13 protein-coding genes and 4 pseudogenes are annotated in these 17,619 nt (G+C 33.0%); 13 read left to right on the forward strand and 4 right to left on the reverse strand.

Annotation, left to right across the window (positions count from 1 at the left end; genetic code table 11):
• Positions 1 to 9 precede the first annotated feature (9 nt).
• Positions 10 to 1,346, reverse strand: a pseudogene (locus ICI50_RS03695) (ClC family H(+)/Cl(-) exchange transporter).
• Between the two features lie 288 nt (positions 1,347 to 1,634).
• Here ICI50_RS03695 and ICI50_RS03700 point away from each other — a divergent pair.
• The 5 genes and pseudogenes from ICI50_RS03700 to ICI50_RS03715 all read left to right on the forward strand — a co-directional run bounded on the left by ICI50_RS03700 (position 1,635) and on the right by ICI50_RS03715 (position 3,691).
• Positions 1,635 to 2,126: a hypothetical protein gene (locus ICI50_RS03700; RefSeq protein WP_226908584.1), complete on the forward strand. Its 492-nt coding sequence runs from the start codon at positions 1,635 to 1,637 to the stop codon at positions 2,124 to 2,126.
• Between the two features lie 41 nt (positions 2,127 to 2,167).
• Positions 2,168 to 2,650 carry a hypothetical protein gene (locus ICI50_RS10785; RefSeq protein ID WP_226908585.1) on the forward strand — a complete coding sequence of 161 codons (483 nt, stop codon included), beginning with the start codon at positions 2,168 to 2,170 and terminating at the stop codon, positions 2,648 to 2,650.
• A 153-nt stretch (positions 2,651 to 2,803) separates the two neighbouring features.
• Positions 2,804 to 3,049: an AbrB/MazE/SpoVT family DNA-binding domain-containing protein gene (locus tag ICI50_RS03705; RefSeq protein ID WP_025084325.1), complete on the forward strand. Its 246-nt coding sequence runs from the start codon at positions 2,804 to 2,806 to the stop codon at positions 3,047 to 3,049.
• 28 nt (positions 3,050 to 3,077) lie between these two features.
• A pseudogene (locus ICI50_RS03710) lies at positions 3,078 to 3,263 on the forward strand (IS256 family transposase); the annotation flags it as partial.
• A gap of 50 nt (positions 3,264 to 3,313) precedes the next feature.
• Positions 3,314 to 3,691: a hypothetical protein gene (locus ICI50_RS03715; protein WP_013853815.1), complete on the forward strand. Its 378-nt coding sequence runs from the start codon at positions 3,314 to 3,316 to the stop codon at positions 3,689 to 3,691.
• A 601-nt stretch (positions 3,692 to 4,292) separates the two neighbouring features.
• Here the strand turns inward: ICI50_RS03715 and ICI50_RS03720 are convergent.
• The gene (locus ICI50_RS03720; protein ID WP_025084343.1) at positions 4,293 to 4,559 is read right to left on the reverse strand and encodes a hypothetical protein; all 267 of its coding nucleotides are present in this window, start codon (positions 4,557 to 4,559) and stop codon (positions 4,293 to 4,295) included.
• Position 4,560: 1 nt separating this feature from the next.
• On the reverse strand, positions 4,561 to 5,106 hold the full coding sequence (locus tag ICI50_RS03725; protein WP_054640689.1) for a hypothetical protein: 546 nt from the start codon (positions 5,104 to 5,106) through the stop codon (positions 4,561 to 4,563).
• Between the two features lie 224 nt (positions 5,107 to 5,330).
• Between ICI50_RS03725 and ICI50_RS03730 the strand changes: the two genes are divergently transcribed.
• From ICI50_RS03730 to ICI50_RS03765, 8 genes and pseudogenes are all read left to right on the forward strand, one after another.
• Positions 5,331 to 5,435, forward strand: coding sequence for a type I toxin-antitoxin system Fst family toxin (locus tag ICI50_RS03730; protein ID WP_143445839.1), 105 nt, complete (start codon positions 5,331 to 5,333; stop codon positions 5,433 to 5,435).
• A gap of 394 nt (positions 5,436 to 5,829) precedes the next feature.
• The gene (gene abc-f, locus ICI50_RS03735) at positions 5,830 to 7,344 is read left to right on the forward strand and encodes a ribosomal protection-like ABC-F family protein (RefSeq protein WP_013853819.1); all 1,515 of its coding nucleotides are present in this window, start codon (positions 5,830 to 5,832) and stop codon (positions 7,342 to 7,344) included.
• A gap of 1,024 nt (positions 7,345 to 8,368) precedes the next feature.
• A pseudogene (locus tag ICI50_RS03740) lies at positions 8,369 to 9,238 on the forward strand (IS982 family transposase).
• Between the two features lie 60 nt (positions 9,239 to 9,298).
• Entirely contained in the window at positions 9,299 to 11,587 is a 2,289-nt protein-coding gene (locus ICI50_RS03745; RefSeq protein WP_188892001.1) for a ThiF family adenylyltransferase, read from the forward strand.
• A 15-nt stretch (positions 11,588 to 11,602) separates the two neighbouring features.
• Complete coding sequence (locus tag ICI50_RS03750; protein WP_188892003.1) at positions 11,603 to 13,180, forward strand: ATP-binding cassette domain-containing protein; 1,578 nt, start codon at positions 11,603 to 11,605, stop codon at positions 13,178 to 13,180.
• A 253-nt stretch (positions 13,181 to 13,433) separates the two neighbouring features.
• The gene (locus ICI50_RS03755) at positions 13,434 to 14,483 is read left to right on the forward strand and encodes an IS30 family transposase (protein ID WP_013853823.1); all 1,050 of its coding nucleotides are present in this window, start codon (positions 13,434 to 13,436) and stop codon (positions 14,481 to 14,483) included.
• An 802-nt stretch (positions 14,484 to 15,285) separates the two neighbouring features.
• Positions 15,286 to 16,465: pseudogene (locus tag ICI50_RS03760) on the forward strand (IS256 family transposase).
• Between the two features lie 89 nt (positions 16,466 to 16,554).
• Positions 16,555 to 16,740, forward strand: a complete 186-nt coding sequence (locus tag ICI50_RS03765; protein WP_013853825.1) for a hypothetical protein — start codon at positions 16,555 to 16,557, stop codon at positions 16,738 to 16,740.
• A 254-nt stretch (positions 16,741 to 16,994) separates the two neighbouring features.
• On the opposite strand, the gene pyrE is transcribed toward ICI50_RS03765, so the two are convergent.
• Complete coding sequence (gene pyrE / locus ICI50_RS03770) at positions 16,995 to 17,618, reverse strand: orotate phosphoribosyltransferase (RefSeq protein WP_056940810.1); 624 nt, start codon at positions 17,616 to 17,618, stop codon at positions 16,995 to 16,997.
• Position 17,619: the final 1 nt, after the last annotated feature.

Here is a 17,619-nt window from a genome sequence, read left to right on the forward strand (position 1 = left end):
ACTGAAATCTTAATTCTTTGTTTTATTATCAGATAATTTGTGATAATCCATTTGCAAACGTAAGGCTTCGTAGACTGGCTGACCACCAAGAAGGTCTAATACGTAGTAGGCAATAAAGACGGTGATTACCATTGGTAAAACTTGCTGAACCGTGCCGACCATTTCAGTGATTAACATTACAGCGGTGAATGGTGCCTTTTCAATTGCACCAAAATATGCGGCCATTGAGATAACCAAAATATGTGGGTAATAGGTTGGAGTAATAATATTAGTCTTGATCATTAGATTTGCACAAAAGATTCCAAGAATAGCTCCTAAAACCAGGATCGGCATGAAGATACCACCAGGAACAGATGAGCCGTATGACAGTATGGAGAAGACAAATCTTATGACGAATAATAAAACTGGAATTAAAACAAAACTCCATGAAGTAGCCGCATGTATTCCCAGATTATTTTTGAAAAGATCATCGATTAAAACGTGAGAACCACCAAGTAAATGTGCATTCCATAAACCAACAGGAATAATCAAAACAAATGGAATGATGCTGTGATAAATTGCCGGTATTTTCTTAATCTTGTTAAACCAAGGCTTGAGGCTAAGCAGAGCATATTGATATATATATGCACGTAAGCCTAATCCTACGCCGATAATAGGTAAGGTCCAATAAATATTGACCGGTAAATAACCATTAACAGGTAAATATAGACATGGCTGATTGCCAAAAAATAGAATAGTGACAAAGTCAGCTGAAAAAGTAGCCGCTAAAACTGCGATGACTTTCTTAGGCTTAAAGTCAAAAGAAATTTCCTCGACTAAGAATAATGCACCTGCAATTGGAGCACTAAAGGCTGCCGCAAGACCTGCAACGACCCCGCATTCTTGCAATTCTTCTCCATCTGACTTAAATGTAGTTTCTGCTAATCCTTGGCCAACCATAGATCCTATTTCAATACATGGACCTTCACGTCCTAGCATTAGTCCAGGACAAATAGCTAACAAACCTCCTATAGGACGGACCACCAAGGCATTTTGTTTTCATTTAGGAAAATTGCTTCAATTTGTGGTACCCCTGATCCTACTAGTTGATCAAGATAAGGGACAATAATTTTACCTAAAATAATGGTAATTACAATCATTAATATAATGTAAGGAATTATCCACACAGGGTTGGCCCTCATTTGCGGATAAATAAAATAAAGTATTTGCATAGTATGATCGATTATCCAGCGAAATATACTAACTATTAATCCAGTAATTAATCCTACAGCGATTGCCCGAACTAGGCGACTAGTAATTGTACTGGAAAAAGGACGATGTAATATTTGATTAGCTTTTTTTATCATTCTTAAACATCTTCATATCTTTTAAATTTGCAACAACTATTACACTTTTATCCTAGCAAAATGAAAGTAAAAAAGCATTATATTTTGATGTATGAAGATAGTTAATTTTAGAAAATATTTTAGTAGCAGATCCAACTATAGATGTTCATGAAAATGTCAGTTTGAATAAACTGAATTCTGATGTGCTAACTCAACTTGACATTAATAAAAAATTTATCTAATGAAAAAAGGACCAACTTTGAAAGTTGTAGTGAGCCGTAAAAGTTAGACACTTTTACGGCTTTTACTATGTCTAAATTAAATAAAGAACAAAGATTAGAAGTTTATAATGATTGGAAATTAAGGAATCAATCAGTATCTCAAATTGCTCGTAGTCAAAAATTGAATAAACAAAGTTTAAATTATATGATCAAATTAATTGATCGATATGGTATTGAAATCTATGATCAGCCAAACACTAGATTTACTAAAGATTTTAAAGAAGAGGCAATCGTTAAAGCTCTAACAAGAACTAAATCACTCGATGATTTATCACTTGATCTAGGTTTAAGAAGCAATGGTATTTTGTGCAATTGGATTCGCGAATACAAGAAAAATGGGTATAATGTCGTTATCAAGAAGAAAGGACGACATCCTGCTCATGAACAAGAAACCCAGCCCATCACGCAAGGATTTGAAGAAGCGGATCCAGCAACTAGAAGAAGAAAACTTAAAATTGCGTATTGTGAATGCTTACGTAAAAAACTAAGCGCCTTGGATCAGAAATATCACAAGAAATAGCCCAGGCAATCACTGAACTAAGGCAAGAATTCGGCGTAAGCTTGGATTATATTTTTGATACTCTAGCTCAAAACTCAAATTATTATGAAGGACAGATATTTAATAAAGGTAAAACAGTAACCTTGAATTCAGGGAAGAAAGTAAAATTAAGAGAAAATAGAGAAGCGCATCTTTCTGGAAATAGAATAATTCTATTTCCTAGCTTAAATAATCAAAAAAGTTTAAAGATAGTTTCTTATGTTCCAAATGATGAAATTTCTTTATTACGAAAGAATCAAAATACTAAATTTCAAATGAAAAATAGACATGGAGAAACCATAATTGTTGATGGAAAAGTAAAAAGTGTAGCGATTTATCCCAAAGAAGTTGCGGGAAAAGAAGGTTACCTATTAGTTTCAAATATTTCGCCTACTAAAAGGCAAAAAGTATACTTAAGATATGGAATGGAAAGTCAAGTATCTGTAGTTATAAGTCGGCAAACCTATTTTAACTTTTTAAAAGATGAGATATTTGATAAGCAATAGTTTTTATAATTAATACGAAATATTTTATATAAAAACGCAATTACACATAGTTGTATTAATAAGAAAATATCTAAATTGTAATACGATTTTTTACAAAGCAAATGCTATAATATATACAAAAAGGCAAAGGTGTATGTACAAAGGAGATGCGTTATGGCTGCTAATAATACAAAACATATTTTCAAAAATGGCAATTCTTACGCAATTCGTATTAGTAAGGAAGATCGTAAACAATTGGGTATTGATGAATCTGCTGATTTAATAAAAACCATCAGTCCTGATAACAAAACTATATCCTTTACTGTAGTTACTCCTAATGAAAATCAAGAAGTTGATGATTTTGCAAAAAAATTTATGGCAGAGCATAAAAAAGCTTTTGAAGTTCTAAAGGATATGTAATGACTAACTATTTAACGCGTAATGAATTGATCAGATTGAATCTTTTAACAACGTCATTAAGCGCAAGGCTAAGCCTAAAGCAGAGTTTCCGACTGAACAGTCGCTTGATACTTTTATTGGCATCCAAGCAATGAGTTACAATGACCGCTACTTCAACCGAATTCACAAAGGCTTTGGTCAGGTTCAGGACACCTTAGAATCTTACTTTGATTAAATAAAGAATAAAAAATCAATCTATGAGAAAGATCTATTTACACAAAAGATTTGACAGTTTCAGCTACTAGCTTAAGAGATAAAATAGTAGCAACTAAACAATTAAAGGAAATGTTTAAAGATAATGGTGGGATCACTAAACTGCGGGAATATGATAGAGAAATATGTAATTTCAATCAAAATATCTTGATTTTGCAACAGAAATTAGAAACTAATTCTAGAGCTTTCCCAGATAGACAGCAAAAAAAGCTTCAGAAGAAATTAGAAAAAGAATATTTAAAGCAAGTAGCTAAAAGAGATGATTTAGTAAGAGCTAGAGGCCAGCTTGCAATATTAATTGATGATTTCAAGAAGAATCAAGGTAAAATACCATCTCCTAAGATTCAACAACATTTAAGAGATTATTTGAATAATCGAAAGAGATTTTAGAACCACCTTCAAGCTTACTTTCTCAAAGGCTAAAAAGCGCAAAAAAATAGGCTTGTGAAAAACAAACCGTACACATTTAGAGAATGCCGTTATTTCAGCATTCTTTTTTATTTTTCAAAAAAGCTTCACAAGCAGACCAATTCTCTTTTAGTTACCTATCTATCAAATTTCCAATCACCTGTATTGGTTCAATGTGATATTGGGATCTTGTTTTCTGAAACAAAATTAATTCTTAACTTACCAGTATAAATATTATATTTAGATGCCATCTTTAAGGCCCAGTTTTGTGCTTAATCGCATACATTAACTTTGATTTATTCTTAATCAACAAATTTTCAAGGAACTTAACAGTGATAATTATCTTGAAAGCGATCAATTTAAAGAAGGGTTTGAAGTCTTTAAATCAAAGAAAGGACACCAAACAATGTGATGCTGAAATTAAGGCATCAACACAGTGTTAACTTGAAACAAAAAAGACCTCATTTTCCAAATTTAGAAAAGTGGGGTCTTTTAGTTTATGTAATGCATATTATCGACAGTAGTAATCGTCACAAGGCCTTACAGCGTTAAGCAAAATAAGTTTATATTCTTTAAAACGATACTATATAAAATGTTGTTCATGTTTTTCAAAATCACAATCATAATCTATAACTGTAATTGCATACTTCTCTTTATCTATAAAATCCTTTTCAGTACTTTCATAAATAATATTAAAATAGGCTCCCATTCCTCCCAAAAAATTTAATATCTCTACTAACTTATCCAAATTAGAACAATATATAGTAATACCATTCACACATTTTTCAAAATTTATGTCTTTAAAAAAGGCCAATAACTCTACTAATTTAACCCTTTTTTCTTTCCTCATATTAGAATCCCATAGAATTATTAATTACATCAGCACGAGCTAAACTGTAAGCATGACCAGTCAGAGAAACTCTACCATGTTTACCATACGTAGAGTACGTTCTATATGAAGACCAGTCAGTTTTGGCAAAATGGCTAAAATTCAAATACCAAGTTTTCTTTTTTCCATTAGTAAAATGTGCTGTTAATTTCCCTTGAAATCTATAAATTGGAAAATAATTCCAATCTGTTACTCCAATATGGATATAAAATCTACCACCTGATGCATACAATCTAATGTAACCAGCATCTCCAAACTTGATTGTCGGGAAGCTTCCAAAAGGCGAAAATGAATTTTGAGAGACAGGCTTATTACTTTGAAGAGGAATAGTAATTACATTATTACCAGTAATATCTCCTGTAGACTGATTGTTGTTAACCGGTAACACAACTGCAGAATCACCTGAACCACTTTGAGTATCAGCTAATACAGTACTACTCATAGTCCACGAAGATACCAATAATACTAACAGACTACTGAATACTAAAACTAATTGTTTGCTTCTCATTATTAAATTCTCCTTAATTTTTAAATAATTATTTATTTATTATAGAAGAATAGTTATATTCGTCAAGTACTTTTTTCTATCTCCAGAATTGCCACCAATGTTTCTTCTTAATTTCTTGGTAATTAAGAATTTTTATTTACCGTAAATTGCAATAATAAATTGAACGCTTAAGCTGCTTGATAGATTTGATCTAATTCTCTCTCAAAGATTTCATCTGGCGTGTGATATGCCAGGATCTTTCTAGGCAAAGAGTTGCACCCATTATTGTGGGGATAGTGCTTGCACTATTCGACCACTGGTTGGATAATCGAGACAACGATAAAAAGTAGCGTAGTCGCACCATTCAACCCTCACGCTCAGTAGTTGCCATGAGTGAAAAAAGAAGCCTTACCAGTTGCGTTGGTAAGGCTTTTTGAGCATCTTGTTTTGACACTGTAATTTCTTCGTTGCTACACTGATTATAACATAGAGACTATGATTTTGAAATTTTTCGTATTTTCACTTGTGCTAGGATGGCTAAAACACTTTAACTAGCACCATACGTGTTCAATAGATTAAGACAAAGTTAATATTTGACAGTCTACCTCAAAGGAATTGATACTAAAAAGCTAAAATTATTTATAATAGTATTGTGATGATAATATTTATTTTAGATTGTTTTTGAATTTGTATTGGCTGGAGCCATATGCAAGCATAATACGTTATTTTTTGAGAGGTGATTTGATGAGTAATATTAAAATTGTAAATCTTTCTTTTAGATACAATGATAGCAGTGAAAATATTTTTAATAATTTAAATTTGAATTTAGACAGTTTTTGGAAACTAGGACTAGTTGGAAGAAATGGACGTGGCAAGACTACGTTTTTAAATTTACTTCGTGGAAAGCTCTATGGATCAGGAAAAATTCAAACTAAAATACCATTTTCGTATTATCCAATTACTATTAATGAACCTAAAAATATCACTTTTTATGAGTTACAAAAACAAAAAAATTTTGATCAATGGAAATTAGAGCGAGAACTAAATTTGATGAATGTTGGTATTGATTTATTGTGGCAGCCATTTAATACTCTGAGTGGCGGAGAACGGACTAAAGTTTTATTGGCTCTATCATTTACTGATAGAGATTCATTTGCCTTGATCGATGAACCAACTAACCATTTAGATGAAATTAGTCGTAAGGAAGTTGCGAATTATTTAGTTAAACAGACTAAAGGATATATTGTTGTTAGCCATGATCGTGATTTCTTAAATCAAGTAACTGATCACATTTTAGCAATCGAAAATACCGAAATTCATTTATATCAGGGAGATTTTTATACTTATGAAGATACAAAACAAAAGAGAGATGAATTTAATCAGCTAAAAAATAAAAAATTACAGGGAGAAATTAAAAATTTAAATAGGAAGTATGTTCGTTTTAATAATTGGTCGGATAGCATCGAAGCTCAAAAATATTCTGGTATGAAAACAAAGCATATTATTAATCGACGTACTCAATTGAATAAAGGTGCTATAGGTCACGATGCTGCGAAGATGATGAAAAAAGCTATTAATACACGACGCCGTTTGGATCGAAAAATTGATTCTAAAAGAGGACTAATGGCGAATATTGAAGATGTGCCTGAGTTGACCATAAACTTTAAACCTAATTACCATCAGACGCTGCTAGAAACACAACATTTTAGTTTAACTGTTGGTAATAAATGCTTATTCGATAATCTAAATTTAATTATAAGGAATCACGGTGTAATTTCATTAGAAGGCAAAAATGGTTCCGGCAAGTCTAAGTTTTTAAAGCTATTATTAGGTCAAGCAGTTGATAGCAGCTATCAAGGCAAATATAAATTAACCAACGGTTTATCAATCTCATATTTGCCTCAAAATTTTAATCAATATACTGGAACGCTGAAAGAATTTGCTAAAAAACAAAAAATTCCCTATGAAAGATTGTTAAATCTTTTAAAGAAAATGGGATTTCCCCGTTCCGCCTTTAATACTCCAATTGAAAAAATGAGCATGGGGCAACAGAAAAGGGTTGCAATAACAAAGTCATTAGTAGAACCTGCTGATTTATATTTGTGGGACGAGCCTGCAAATTATTTAGACATTTTTAATCAAGATCAAATAATAAAATTACTACAAAAAATCAAACCAGCAATGTTATTAATTGAGCACGATCAGCACTTTATTAAACAGGTTGCTAATCAAAGAATTAAGTTAAATCAAAAAATATGAGACGACAGCGATTTTTGAGTTTTGGTTAAGTAATATTAGAATTGCTTAATAACTCCTAGTTATTAAAAATTTAATAGAGTAGGGGAAGATCGATTCTGTTCTCCCTCATTTCACCGTACATACGGTTCCGTATCCGATATTATGTTTGTAATTATTTGCGAGATAAATAGTATTTTTTATATCGCAAATTTTGAAGTAGTTGAATTTGCCTCTGACCACTTAGTTTACCTTGGTAAATATTAATGATAGTAGTGGTTGAACAACTGCTTTTCTTCTATGGATCAGATCTTTGATCTTGTCATAAAGTTTGACTTTCTCCTAGTTTTGCTTGTCAATGTTCGTCCTTTTTCCAAAAGCCAAAGCCTTGAAAATTTTTCTTAGTTGGCCGCACAACTTTAGTTTTCGTTGCGTTAACCTTTATAAGAGAAGTTTTCTTTCTAGTCACTTCCTTTATCTATAGTGTCCTATTGGCTTGTGGTTCACTACATTTGGCAATAACTATCTGTAGCCCCAGCTTTCATTGGACTATGCCCAACAAACATGAAAAGGGAGTCAAATTCTATTTAGTACTTAGTTCCCTCCAAAAATAAGACTAGTAATCTAATATTGGGCAAAAAACATTAGATTATTGGTCTTTTATAAACTTAATTGTAACTAAAATCGTCAAAATTATAGACATTAAAAATAATTTTGAAAATCGATTGACAAAATTTAATATTGTTAATATACTTTTAATAAAGTTAATTAAAAGGAGGTAACTTATAATGAAAAAAGAGGAAAAAAATGATGTTAAGGCGGGAGCTAAAGTTAAGTTGGTCAATAAGGTTAAGTTTGGTGAACATAATAGACCAAATACTTGTTACTGCTTGAGTGGTTGCTAATGAAGTAGCTTACTTTGATAGTTAGATTGATAGATTTATTAATAAATTTACGCGTGGTGCTAGTTAAATCGTTTTAGTTAATAAAAAAGTCCAATCGGACTAGACTCAAGTTGTAGTATTCAATAGAAAAGAGTCTGATCTGATTGAGCTGCCTTAAGCTTAAGCGTTTTAGTCATCCTAACACAAGTTGGTTTTAAGGATTTAGTCAAAATTTGCCGGTACTGGTATCGTTTATCTGCTCCGGCTGAATTTAGTCAACGGCGAAACATCAACCAGGTAAAAGCTACGGACAGTTTAATCTTGGCTTTGCTTATCTGGCAGGCCAAGACTGGAATCGAATCACAAAGAAGGTTCTGCGAATGCTTCGGCTGTCTATCGCATTCGCGTTTTAACCGCCGTTCTCGACAGCTGCTCCAGTTGATTTATCAGATACGCCAAAAAATGAATCAAAAAGTTGATTTAAGCGGACAATTCTTGATTATTGACAGTTTTCCCGTTCCAGTTTGTCAGCCGGTTCGCAATTATCGCGTAAGGATTTTTCGCGGTTCTGCGAATATTGGCTATAAGGCAACCAAAAAGATCTACTATTATGGTTTCAAAGTTCATGCGATTGTCAGCGACGACGGCTATGTTCTTGATTATGCCGTAACCCGCGCCTCAGTCCATGATGCCAAGGAAACGGTGGAACTAATGAAAAATACTCATCCACCCAATCGCTATCTGCTTGGCGATGAGGGCTATTTAGGCAAACGATTGCATGATCAATTAAAGCAAATGGGCTATGAACTGTGGACGCCATATCGGAAAAACATGGCTGGCGCCAAAAAGCACGATGATCGTCAATTGATGGCTATTCGCAGAACAATTGAAAGCGACTTTTCACTTCTAACTCATTACAACGCCGAGAACAATCGAGCGCGCAGTTTAACTGGCTTTCAAGCACGATTAGAAATTGCTATTCTGACTTATAATCTAGCTTTAATCTAGCTTATTGTCTAGAACGATTTAACTAGCACCACGCGTATAAATTTATCAATCTTTTTTTATATGAATATGCATTATGGAGAATTTAAATGAAATTAAGATCGAACTTAGGCTTTTTAGGGAATACTAACGATAAAATTATATCAGTACAATTGCCTGGTACAGACGGAAAAACTTTAAAAATTAAACCTGAAGAATATGGAGAGTTTATTTCTTTTTTACGATATTTAAATAAAACAAACAAATCAAAAAAAAGACTTTCTGCTACTCAGGAAGAATATTTACAATTTTTAGAATCACATAATTTGGTTTACAAAAAAGTTGACTTAAAACAGGAAAATAATCCGCGTTTGTTGAACTTTGTTAAGAATTTTATGGATACTACGGATAGATATTTATTTTCAGACAAGGTAAAAAATAAAGTAGCGGTAATTATTGGATTAGGAACTCTGGGTACCTCTATGCTGTATTATTTAATACAAATGGGGGTAACTAATTTTGTTTTGATTGACGGAGATAAAGTTGAACATAAGAATTTATCTCATCAGCATTATTACACCGAAAAAGACATTGGTAAATATAAGGTTGAGGCTTTAAAAAATCGATTATTGGATAATCATAGTTTAAATATTAAAACAGAATCAAATTATCTTTCTGATAAAAAGCAATTGGATAATTTGGTGGCTAATAAAGATAAGAAAAATACATATGTTTTTTGTGCATTTGACAATTTAGGCAGTCAATTGTTGCAAATAGTACGTGAAATAAACGACATCTATCCGACTTATATTGCTGGTTATAATAGAAAGCTAGTTTTTGCCACAATTGTATCGAATTCTTTTTTAGAAGACTATGAAGAAGAGGTAAAGGATTATGACGTTATAAAAGACAATTCGGGAATGGGCTTTTTAGGGGATTTAATAGCTCTATTAATGTTACGACTTTGGCTACAAAAAATGCTTCCCAAATTAGATTATGGCTGGGACTACTTAGAATATTCTTTATTTGATAATGAATCATCAATATTTAGTCATTATTTAACTAATAAAAAATTAAATATTAATGATAAGACATTCTTCTTTAAGTTTGTATTGGATTCTCACTTAAATAATCTTTATTCACAATATCTATTGAGTGGTAATGAGGATAACATAGAAGAAATTAAAGCTATTAGTGAAAATTTTAATTTAGACATTGAAGAGATAAATACGACCGTAGATGAGTTCAGATCTAAGAGAGATTCTTTACATATAGCTTATTCTGGAAAGGATATGAATATAAAACATTTTTACAATGAAATAATGCCAAATATAATTATGTCTTCAAAACTAGCTCAAAACTTGGATAATTGTTTAAAAAAAGTAGAGTCAGAAACTGTATCTTTAGTTAATAAGAAAAAGAAAAAAGTGCGCGATAAATATGTTAAGCAGCTTAGCAATTTAAAAAGACAATTGCCATGTTTAGCTTCATTAGTACGAGAAATAAATAATACTTTTTTTCCAGATGAAGAGATAGATTTTCTCAAATATAAACCGCAGATCTCAACTCCAAAACTTATATCTCTTAGTGATCAAATAAAAAAAGTATCTCTAGTTGATAACTTAATTCCTAATTATTCTCTTACACAACATATTGAATTTATGAATGAGCATAATTTTTTAAAAGTATCTAAACAATATAAAACATCATTTACTTCGTTTGATGAAAGATATAATGTATCAACTTCATTCATAAAGCAAGATAATAATTTATGGGGGTTACTTACATTAGGGCATGAAATAGGGCATAATTATTTCAATTCATTTATTGAAAATGCTACTGCTAAGGTTAATATGTCCACATTAACGGCAGAGACTTTTGCATTTATAAATGAGACGTTAGTTATGCATCAATTAATGAATGATCCACAAAATAATGATTATTCTTTTGACCTTTTGTTTTATTTATATAGACTTATATCTGTACCATTTTCTATGGATTTATACCAAAAGAAAGTTTTTGCTGAAAATGAAACCGAACTTTCGTGGAATGAAATTATCAATAAGAGATTAGAGACTATCACTACGCTTTTTCCAAATAAAAAGATTTTAAATTTGAAATATAGCCATCATAATATTTCCATGAATGATGATTTTTTATTCAATGAAGCTGAGCTGTTTCTGTATCCTCGAGCATATCTTTTGGGACTTTTTATTTCCTCGTCTTTTATTAATGATTCTAATTTATATATTACGTTTATTGAATATATAAATAATGCAGTAAAGTTAGATATCAGTTTGATATTAGAAAAGGTTTTCAACGTATCTGAAGATGAAGCAATAGAAAATGGTGTGATGTTATTCCGAAAGTTTTTGCAAGGTCTAAATCATAATGTTTAATATTTGGAGGTTTCTATGGCACTACAATATGTAGAAATTCGGTATCGCTTTCTTTTTCTTGTTATTTCCTTTTTCAAATCTTTGCAAGTAGTATTTATTGCGATAATTAGTCAGCAGATGATAAATTGGATTTCAAGACCGCAACTTAATCAATTATTAGGTTTAGTTATGATTGCCTTTTTAGGATTAATAATATTTTGGATAATAGGTGTTGGGTATCAAAAAATATATTTTACAGTTGTACAGAAAATAAACTATAATATCAAAGCAATTACAGGCAAATACCTAATCTTTAATGCTCGCCCATACGTAAAAGTGAATACATCTTTTTTTACTAACGATTTAAAGTCAATTGAAACAAATAGGGTGGAAGCAGAGCTACAAATTTTAACAAACGGAATTCAATTTGGAACTGCAGTAATTTCGGCAATAGTAGGGTCATTATCTTTAACTATAATCTTTATGGTAGCATCTTTTTTACCAGGAATTTTGCAAAGATTAATGGGAAAGAATATTGAAAACAAGTCGAAAGGTTGGGAGAAGAGTAACAGTAGATATACTGAGATTGTTAAGGAAACGGAAATGTTTGCGTCTTCTGCCAGATTATATAATACAGAAAGTAATCTCTGGGAACGTTTCAAAGTATTAGCCAATAAAATGGAAGTAGCTCTAATGAAATTAAATTTTTGGCAGGGCTTTACTAATGAAGCCATTAGTATAATAGCATATAGTGCAATTACTATTGCTCCTATTGCTTTTGGTGTTTACCTTGTAAGTCAAAAAAATATTACCTTGGGTACATTAATCATGATTAGTCAGTTGTCTAATAATTTCGTTAACCCAGTAATTACTATTTCTGCTTATTTTAATGATCTGAAAGTTGCTAAGCCCATGTGGGAAAAGTTTAAAAAAATATCAAACGATAGTAACTATTATTCTAAAAGCCAATCTAATTTACATGACATAAAAAGTATTGAATTAAAAAATGTGACAGTTGCATACGATGATAAAGTTATTTTTAAGGATGTGTCCTTTAACATCAAAAAGGGTGATAAAGTTTTAATTGTTGCACCTTCTGGGTGGGGAAAATCTACACTTTTAAACACATTGTTAGGGAATATGTATATTAAAAGTGGAAAATATTTAATTAATGGAAATGATGTAGTTTCAAATCTTAGTGGAGTTCATAATTATTTTAGTTATATTAATCAAGAACCTAAACTATTAAATGATACCATACTTTACAATATTACTTTAGGATATCCAGATTATGGAAATACATTAAATAGTGTTATAAAGAAAGCTGGGTTAGAAGAGCTGGTAAGAGAAAAGGGATTGAGCTTTAAAGTAGGAATTTCAGGCAGCAATTTATCTGGTGGGCAAAAACAAAGAATAGAAATTGCTCGAGCATTGTTCTTTAAGCGATCAGTAATACTGGCAGATGAAGCAACTGCTTCGTTAGATCCTAAACTTTCTAAGATAATACATGATACTCTTTTAAAGGAATATCATGGAACTCTTATTGAGGTCGCACACCATCTTACCTCTGAAGAAAAATCTATGTTTAACAAAGTAATTGATTTCAATAATTAATAAGTTGTGTGACTTACTATTCTAGGTGCTGAAATGTATAATAAATTTTTTTAATTTAAATGTTAAAACGGAGCTGTATACACAAGAAGTAACTTTACTGAAGTCAAAATAAATATTTAGTGTGATTTTTTATTATTGTGTTTAATTTGGTCGATTGTAAAATTAAGTTGAACACTTTGTAAAAAATAAAAGTCCATCTGAACCTGTTTGATAGAATGTTAATAACCACAAAAACATCTATTGGAGGTCACAAATGGACTCTTTACATTCTACCATGAATCAGCACGTTAAAGGCAAGCACTTGTCATTTGAAGAACGGGTTATTATCCAAACTCGCTTAAAAGATGGCTGCTCTATTAGAGCAATTGCTCGCGAACTGGGCTGCTCTCCTTCTACGATCAGCTATGAAGTCAGACGGGGCACTGTTTCTCTCTATCACGGCAAGCAGAAGCGCTACAAGGCTGATCAGGGCCAAAGCGTTTATCAAATAAATCGGCGCCACTGTGGCCGCAAATCAGCTTTCTTGAAGAAGGCTGGCTTTATCAATTATGTCATTAAGCATTTCTTTGAAGACGGCTGGTCGCTTGACGTTTGTGCCAACCGTAGTTTAGCTACCGGGGAATTCTCGCATTATCAAACAGTCTGCACCAGAACTCTGTACAACTACGTTGATCAAGGACTGATGACCATCAAAAACTATGACTTGCCCGAAAAGCTCAAGCGCAATACCAAGCTTCATCATGTTCGCCAAAACAGGAAGAAGCTGGGACGAAGCATCGAAGAGCGGCCTAAAGAGATTGAGCAGCGCAGCGAATTTGGTCATTGGGAATGCGATCTTGTCTTGGGTCATAAGACCAAGGACGATCAGGTTCTGTTAACTCTTTCCGAGCGCATGAGCCGCGAATTCCTGATTATTCGTATACCTGACAAGACCTCTGCCAGCGTCATGCAGGCTTTTCAAATGCTTCAAAAACAGTACAGCGAGCATTGGAACGATATCTTTAAGACAATTACTACTGATAATGGTTCAGAGTTTGCGGATCTAGCTAATCTGGAACAAGTCTCTAAAACGCTTATTTATTATGCTCATCCTTATACTTCTTGTGATAAAGGAACTGTTGAAAGACATAATGGCCTGATCCGCAGATTCATTCCTAAAGGAGACTGCATCAATAACTATTCTCTCCAACAAATCATTGATATTGAAGCCTGGTGCAACTCTTTGCCCAGAAAGATCCTGGCATATCACACGCCAGATGAAATCTTTGAGAGAGAATTAGATCAAATCTATCAAGCAGCTTAAGCGTTCAATTTATTATTGCAATTTACGTTGTGTTTAATTTATAAGAAGATAAAAAATAATTAATTAATTTTTCGAATAAAATAGTGGAGGATTTCCCCCTCCGCTATTTTGATATTGACGTAATATAATATTACGCGCAGTGATAGTTCAATCGAGTTAGAACCTTTTTGTCATACCTTAAAATTCATGAAAAGAACGTCCATTCAAATTAGCTGGAAGTCCAAAAGTCTAGCATCAATCTTTAAATTAATGGTACTTGTAAATTATCTTTGTTGATTTTGCTATCAAGGAAAGAGATTATTCCAAATTTAATAAACGTTATCAATTATCACGTGAGTATGACGTAGTTACAAATGATTATACGGTAAGCTTGGATGTGCAGCTAATTTTAAGTGTAGGATTTAAAGATGTAAAGTATAAATATTTAGGTTATAACAAAAGGTTACTACATGTATTTATTTACGCATGTGAATAAGATATCTTAACTTTTAGATAGAGCCGTTTTTTCGAGGCAAGTAGCGAATGCTACTTGCCCTTTTTATACGGAAAAACTGGGCGAAGATTGAACCTAGTATTTATAAGAAGTATTGGGATAATTAAGTGTATGAAATGTAAAAGAATGCTTTCCTTAAAACAATTCTTTTATGTATTACAGGAAATGTTACTAATTTGAGACTGTAAAATAGTTTGTGTAAGGATGAATGATTCCTTAAATTAATTTCTTAAAATATTAGAAAAAGGAGTTCCTTTCTCGTATGATTGGTTTAAACAAAAAAACACATACAGAAAGAAGAACTCCTTCATGAATGATTTTACCAAAAATATGGCACAAGCTCTATTCAATCAAGACAAAATAAACAATTTATTGTGCAAAGAACTCCAGCAAGCAGTTAATGACCTATTGAAAGCTGAACTGACTGCGTTTTTAGGCTATGATCCTTATGCCAGAGCTGGCTGGAATACAGGCAGTTCACGCAATGGTGTTTACTTTCGCAAGGTTGATACGCAGTTTGGCGAGATTGAAATCCAGGTGCCACGAGACCGTAACGACCTGTTTCATCAGCACACGCTGCCTGACTACAAGCAGCACTCCGATGTTTTGGAAAGTATGATTATCAAGCTATATTCCAAAGGCGTAACCACCAGAGAGATAGCTGATTTGATTGAAAAGATGTATGGCAGCCATTACAGCCCAGCTCAGGTATCTAACATCTCCAAGCAGATGATTCCAAAAGTTGAGGCCTATCATCAGCGCAAACTCAGTGATAAGTTCTTCTGCGTTTATCTAGACGCTACCTACGTTCCTCTGCGCCGAGAAACTTTTGAACGTGAAGCTGTCTATATTGCCATTGGCATCAAACCTAATGGCCACAAGGAAGTTATCGACTACTGCATTGCGCCCAATGAAAACATCGAAGTCTGGACGGAGCTGCTCCAAAGCATGAAGTCTCGCGGCTTAGAGCAAGTAAAGCTTTTTCTTTCAGATGGCGTTGTGGGCATGAAGACAGCACTGGCAAAGACCTATCCTCAAGCTCATTTCCAGCGTTGCTTGGTTCATGTCATGCGTAATATCTGCGCTAAAGTACGCGTGGAGGATCGCGAGGCAATTATGAACGAATTCAAGCAGGATTCACCAGCAAGCCAATAAAGCAGCTGCTATTGATGTATTGCATGCCTTCTATGCCAAATGGAACAAGAGTTATAATCATGTCATAAGAAACCTGAAAGACATCGAGCCGGACCTGCTGGTCTTCTATAATTATCCTAAGCAGATCAGAGCTTCAATTTACTCTACCAACATGATTGAATCTTTTAACAACGTCATTAAGCGCAAGGCTAAGCCCAAAGCAGAGTTTCCGACTGAACAGTCGCTTGATACTTTCATTGGCATCCAAGCAATGAGTTACAATGACCGCTACTTCAACCGAATTCACAAAGGCTTTGGTCAGGTTCAGGACACCTTAGAATCTTACTTTGATTAAATAAAGAATAAAAAATCAATCTATGAGAAAGATCTATTTACACAAAAGATTTGACAGTTTCAGCTAATCTGAAAAAGATGGGAATAGATATGACTACGGCCACAAAAATGTATTATATTTATATTAATCAACATGGCAAACTTCCATTCGCTCCAAGTACAGGTAGATCGGAATTAGATCAGGCTGTATATGAAGCAAAACATCATCAGTATGCAGGAGAGTACAATTCATTAGAAGAATTCCGAAAGGATCTGTATTCTCCTGATGAAGATTAAATATACACATAATTACATAAGAAATTGAAACAACATCATGCTCATAAGTTGACCAATTATTATGAGCTACATATTAAAGGAATTGACTATTAGAATATGATTTTGATAAAGAAACCGGTGATTTGATTCTTATCTTAATTGATACTGGTGATCATGATGATTTGAAAAGAAAAAGATATTAAGTGTCTAGGAAAAAGCTCTTTGTCTGAATAACAAAAAAGGGACCAACTTTTGAAAAGTTGATCCCTTTTTTGTTACTTCCAAGCCCATGGATCTTCATGCCAGGTCTTTAATGTTTGGTATTGTTCGCTTGTGATATGACCAGATTCATTTTCCTTTTTGAGTAGTTCTGGGTAAGAAAGAAGCGGCGCATATTTAACTCTTGCTTTTTCAAAGTTTTCTTTTGCATCAGGCAAGTAATAAGTAAAGATTGAAGAAACACCGATGACATTGCCGCCATCTTTTTCAGTTGCCTTAACTGCGTTTAAAACAGAGCCACCTGTAGTGATCAGATCATCAATTAATACAATCTTGTCATTTGCAGTAAAACGACCTTCAATTTGGCGACCTTTACCGTGGTCCTTTGGCTTAGGACGAACATAGATCATTGGCAGGTGCAATTTTTCAGCAACAAGTGCTGCGTGAGGGATACCAGCTGTAGCTACACCGCCGATGATAGCTGCTTCAGGAAATTCTTTAGCGATTAAATTTGCTAAATCGCTAGCAATCATATCGCGCAAGTCCGGGTAAGAAACCATTAAGCGCAGATCGGTGTAGATTGGTGAAAGCATCCCGCTAGCATAAGTAAATGGTTTGTCAGGTGAAATAGTAATAATTTTTTCTTGAATAAGTTGACTGATAATTTGATCTTGATGCATG

The organism is Lactobacillus kefiranofaciens, from assembly GCF_014656585.1.
GTDB lineage: Bacteria > Bacillota > Bacilli > Lactobacillales > Lactobacillaceae > Lactobacillus > Lactobacillus kefiranofaciens.

Coding starts and splice junctions, on each gene's coding strand:
- ICI50_RS03700 (WP_226908584.1), top strand. CDS start 1,635: ATGTCTAAATTAAATAAAGAACAAAGATTAGAAGTTTATAATGATTGG.
- ICI50_RS03705 (WP_025084325.1), top strand. CDS start 2,804: ATGGCTGCTAATAATACAAAACATATTTTCAAAAATGGCAATTCTTAC.
- ICI50_RS03720 (WP_025084343.1), bottom strand. CDS start 4,559: ATGAGGAAAGAAAAAAGGGTTAAATTAGTAGAGTTATTGGCCTTTTTT.
- ICI50_RS03725 (WP_054640689.1), bottom strand. CDS start 5,106: ATGAGAAGCAAACAATTAGTTTTAGTATTCAGTAGTCTGTTAGTATTA.
- abc-f (WP_013853819.1), top strand. CDS start 5,830: ATGAGTAATATTAAAATTGTAAATCTTTCTTTTAGATACAATGATAGC.
- ICI50_RS03745 (WP_188892001.1), top strand. CDS start 9,299: ATGAAATTAAGATCGAACTTAGGCTTTTTAGGGAATACTAACGATAAA.
- ICI50_RS03750 (WP_188892003.1), top strand. CDS start 11,603: ATGGCACTACAATATGTAGAAATTCGGTATCGCTTTCTTTTTCTTGTT.
- ICI50_RS03755 (WP_013853823.1), top strand. CDS start 13,434: ATGGACTCTTTACATTCTACCATGAATCAGCACGTTAAAGGCAAGCAC.
- ICI50_RS03765 (WP_013853825.1), top strand. CDS start 16,555: ATGACTACGGCCACAAAAATGTATTATATTTATATTAATCAACATGGC.
- pyrE (WP_056940810.1), bottom strand. CDS start 17,618: ATGCATCAAGATCAAATTATCAGTCAACTTATTCAAGAAAAAATTATT.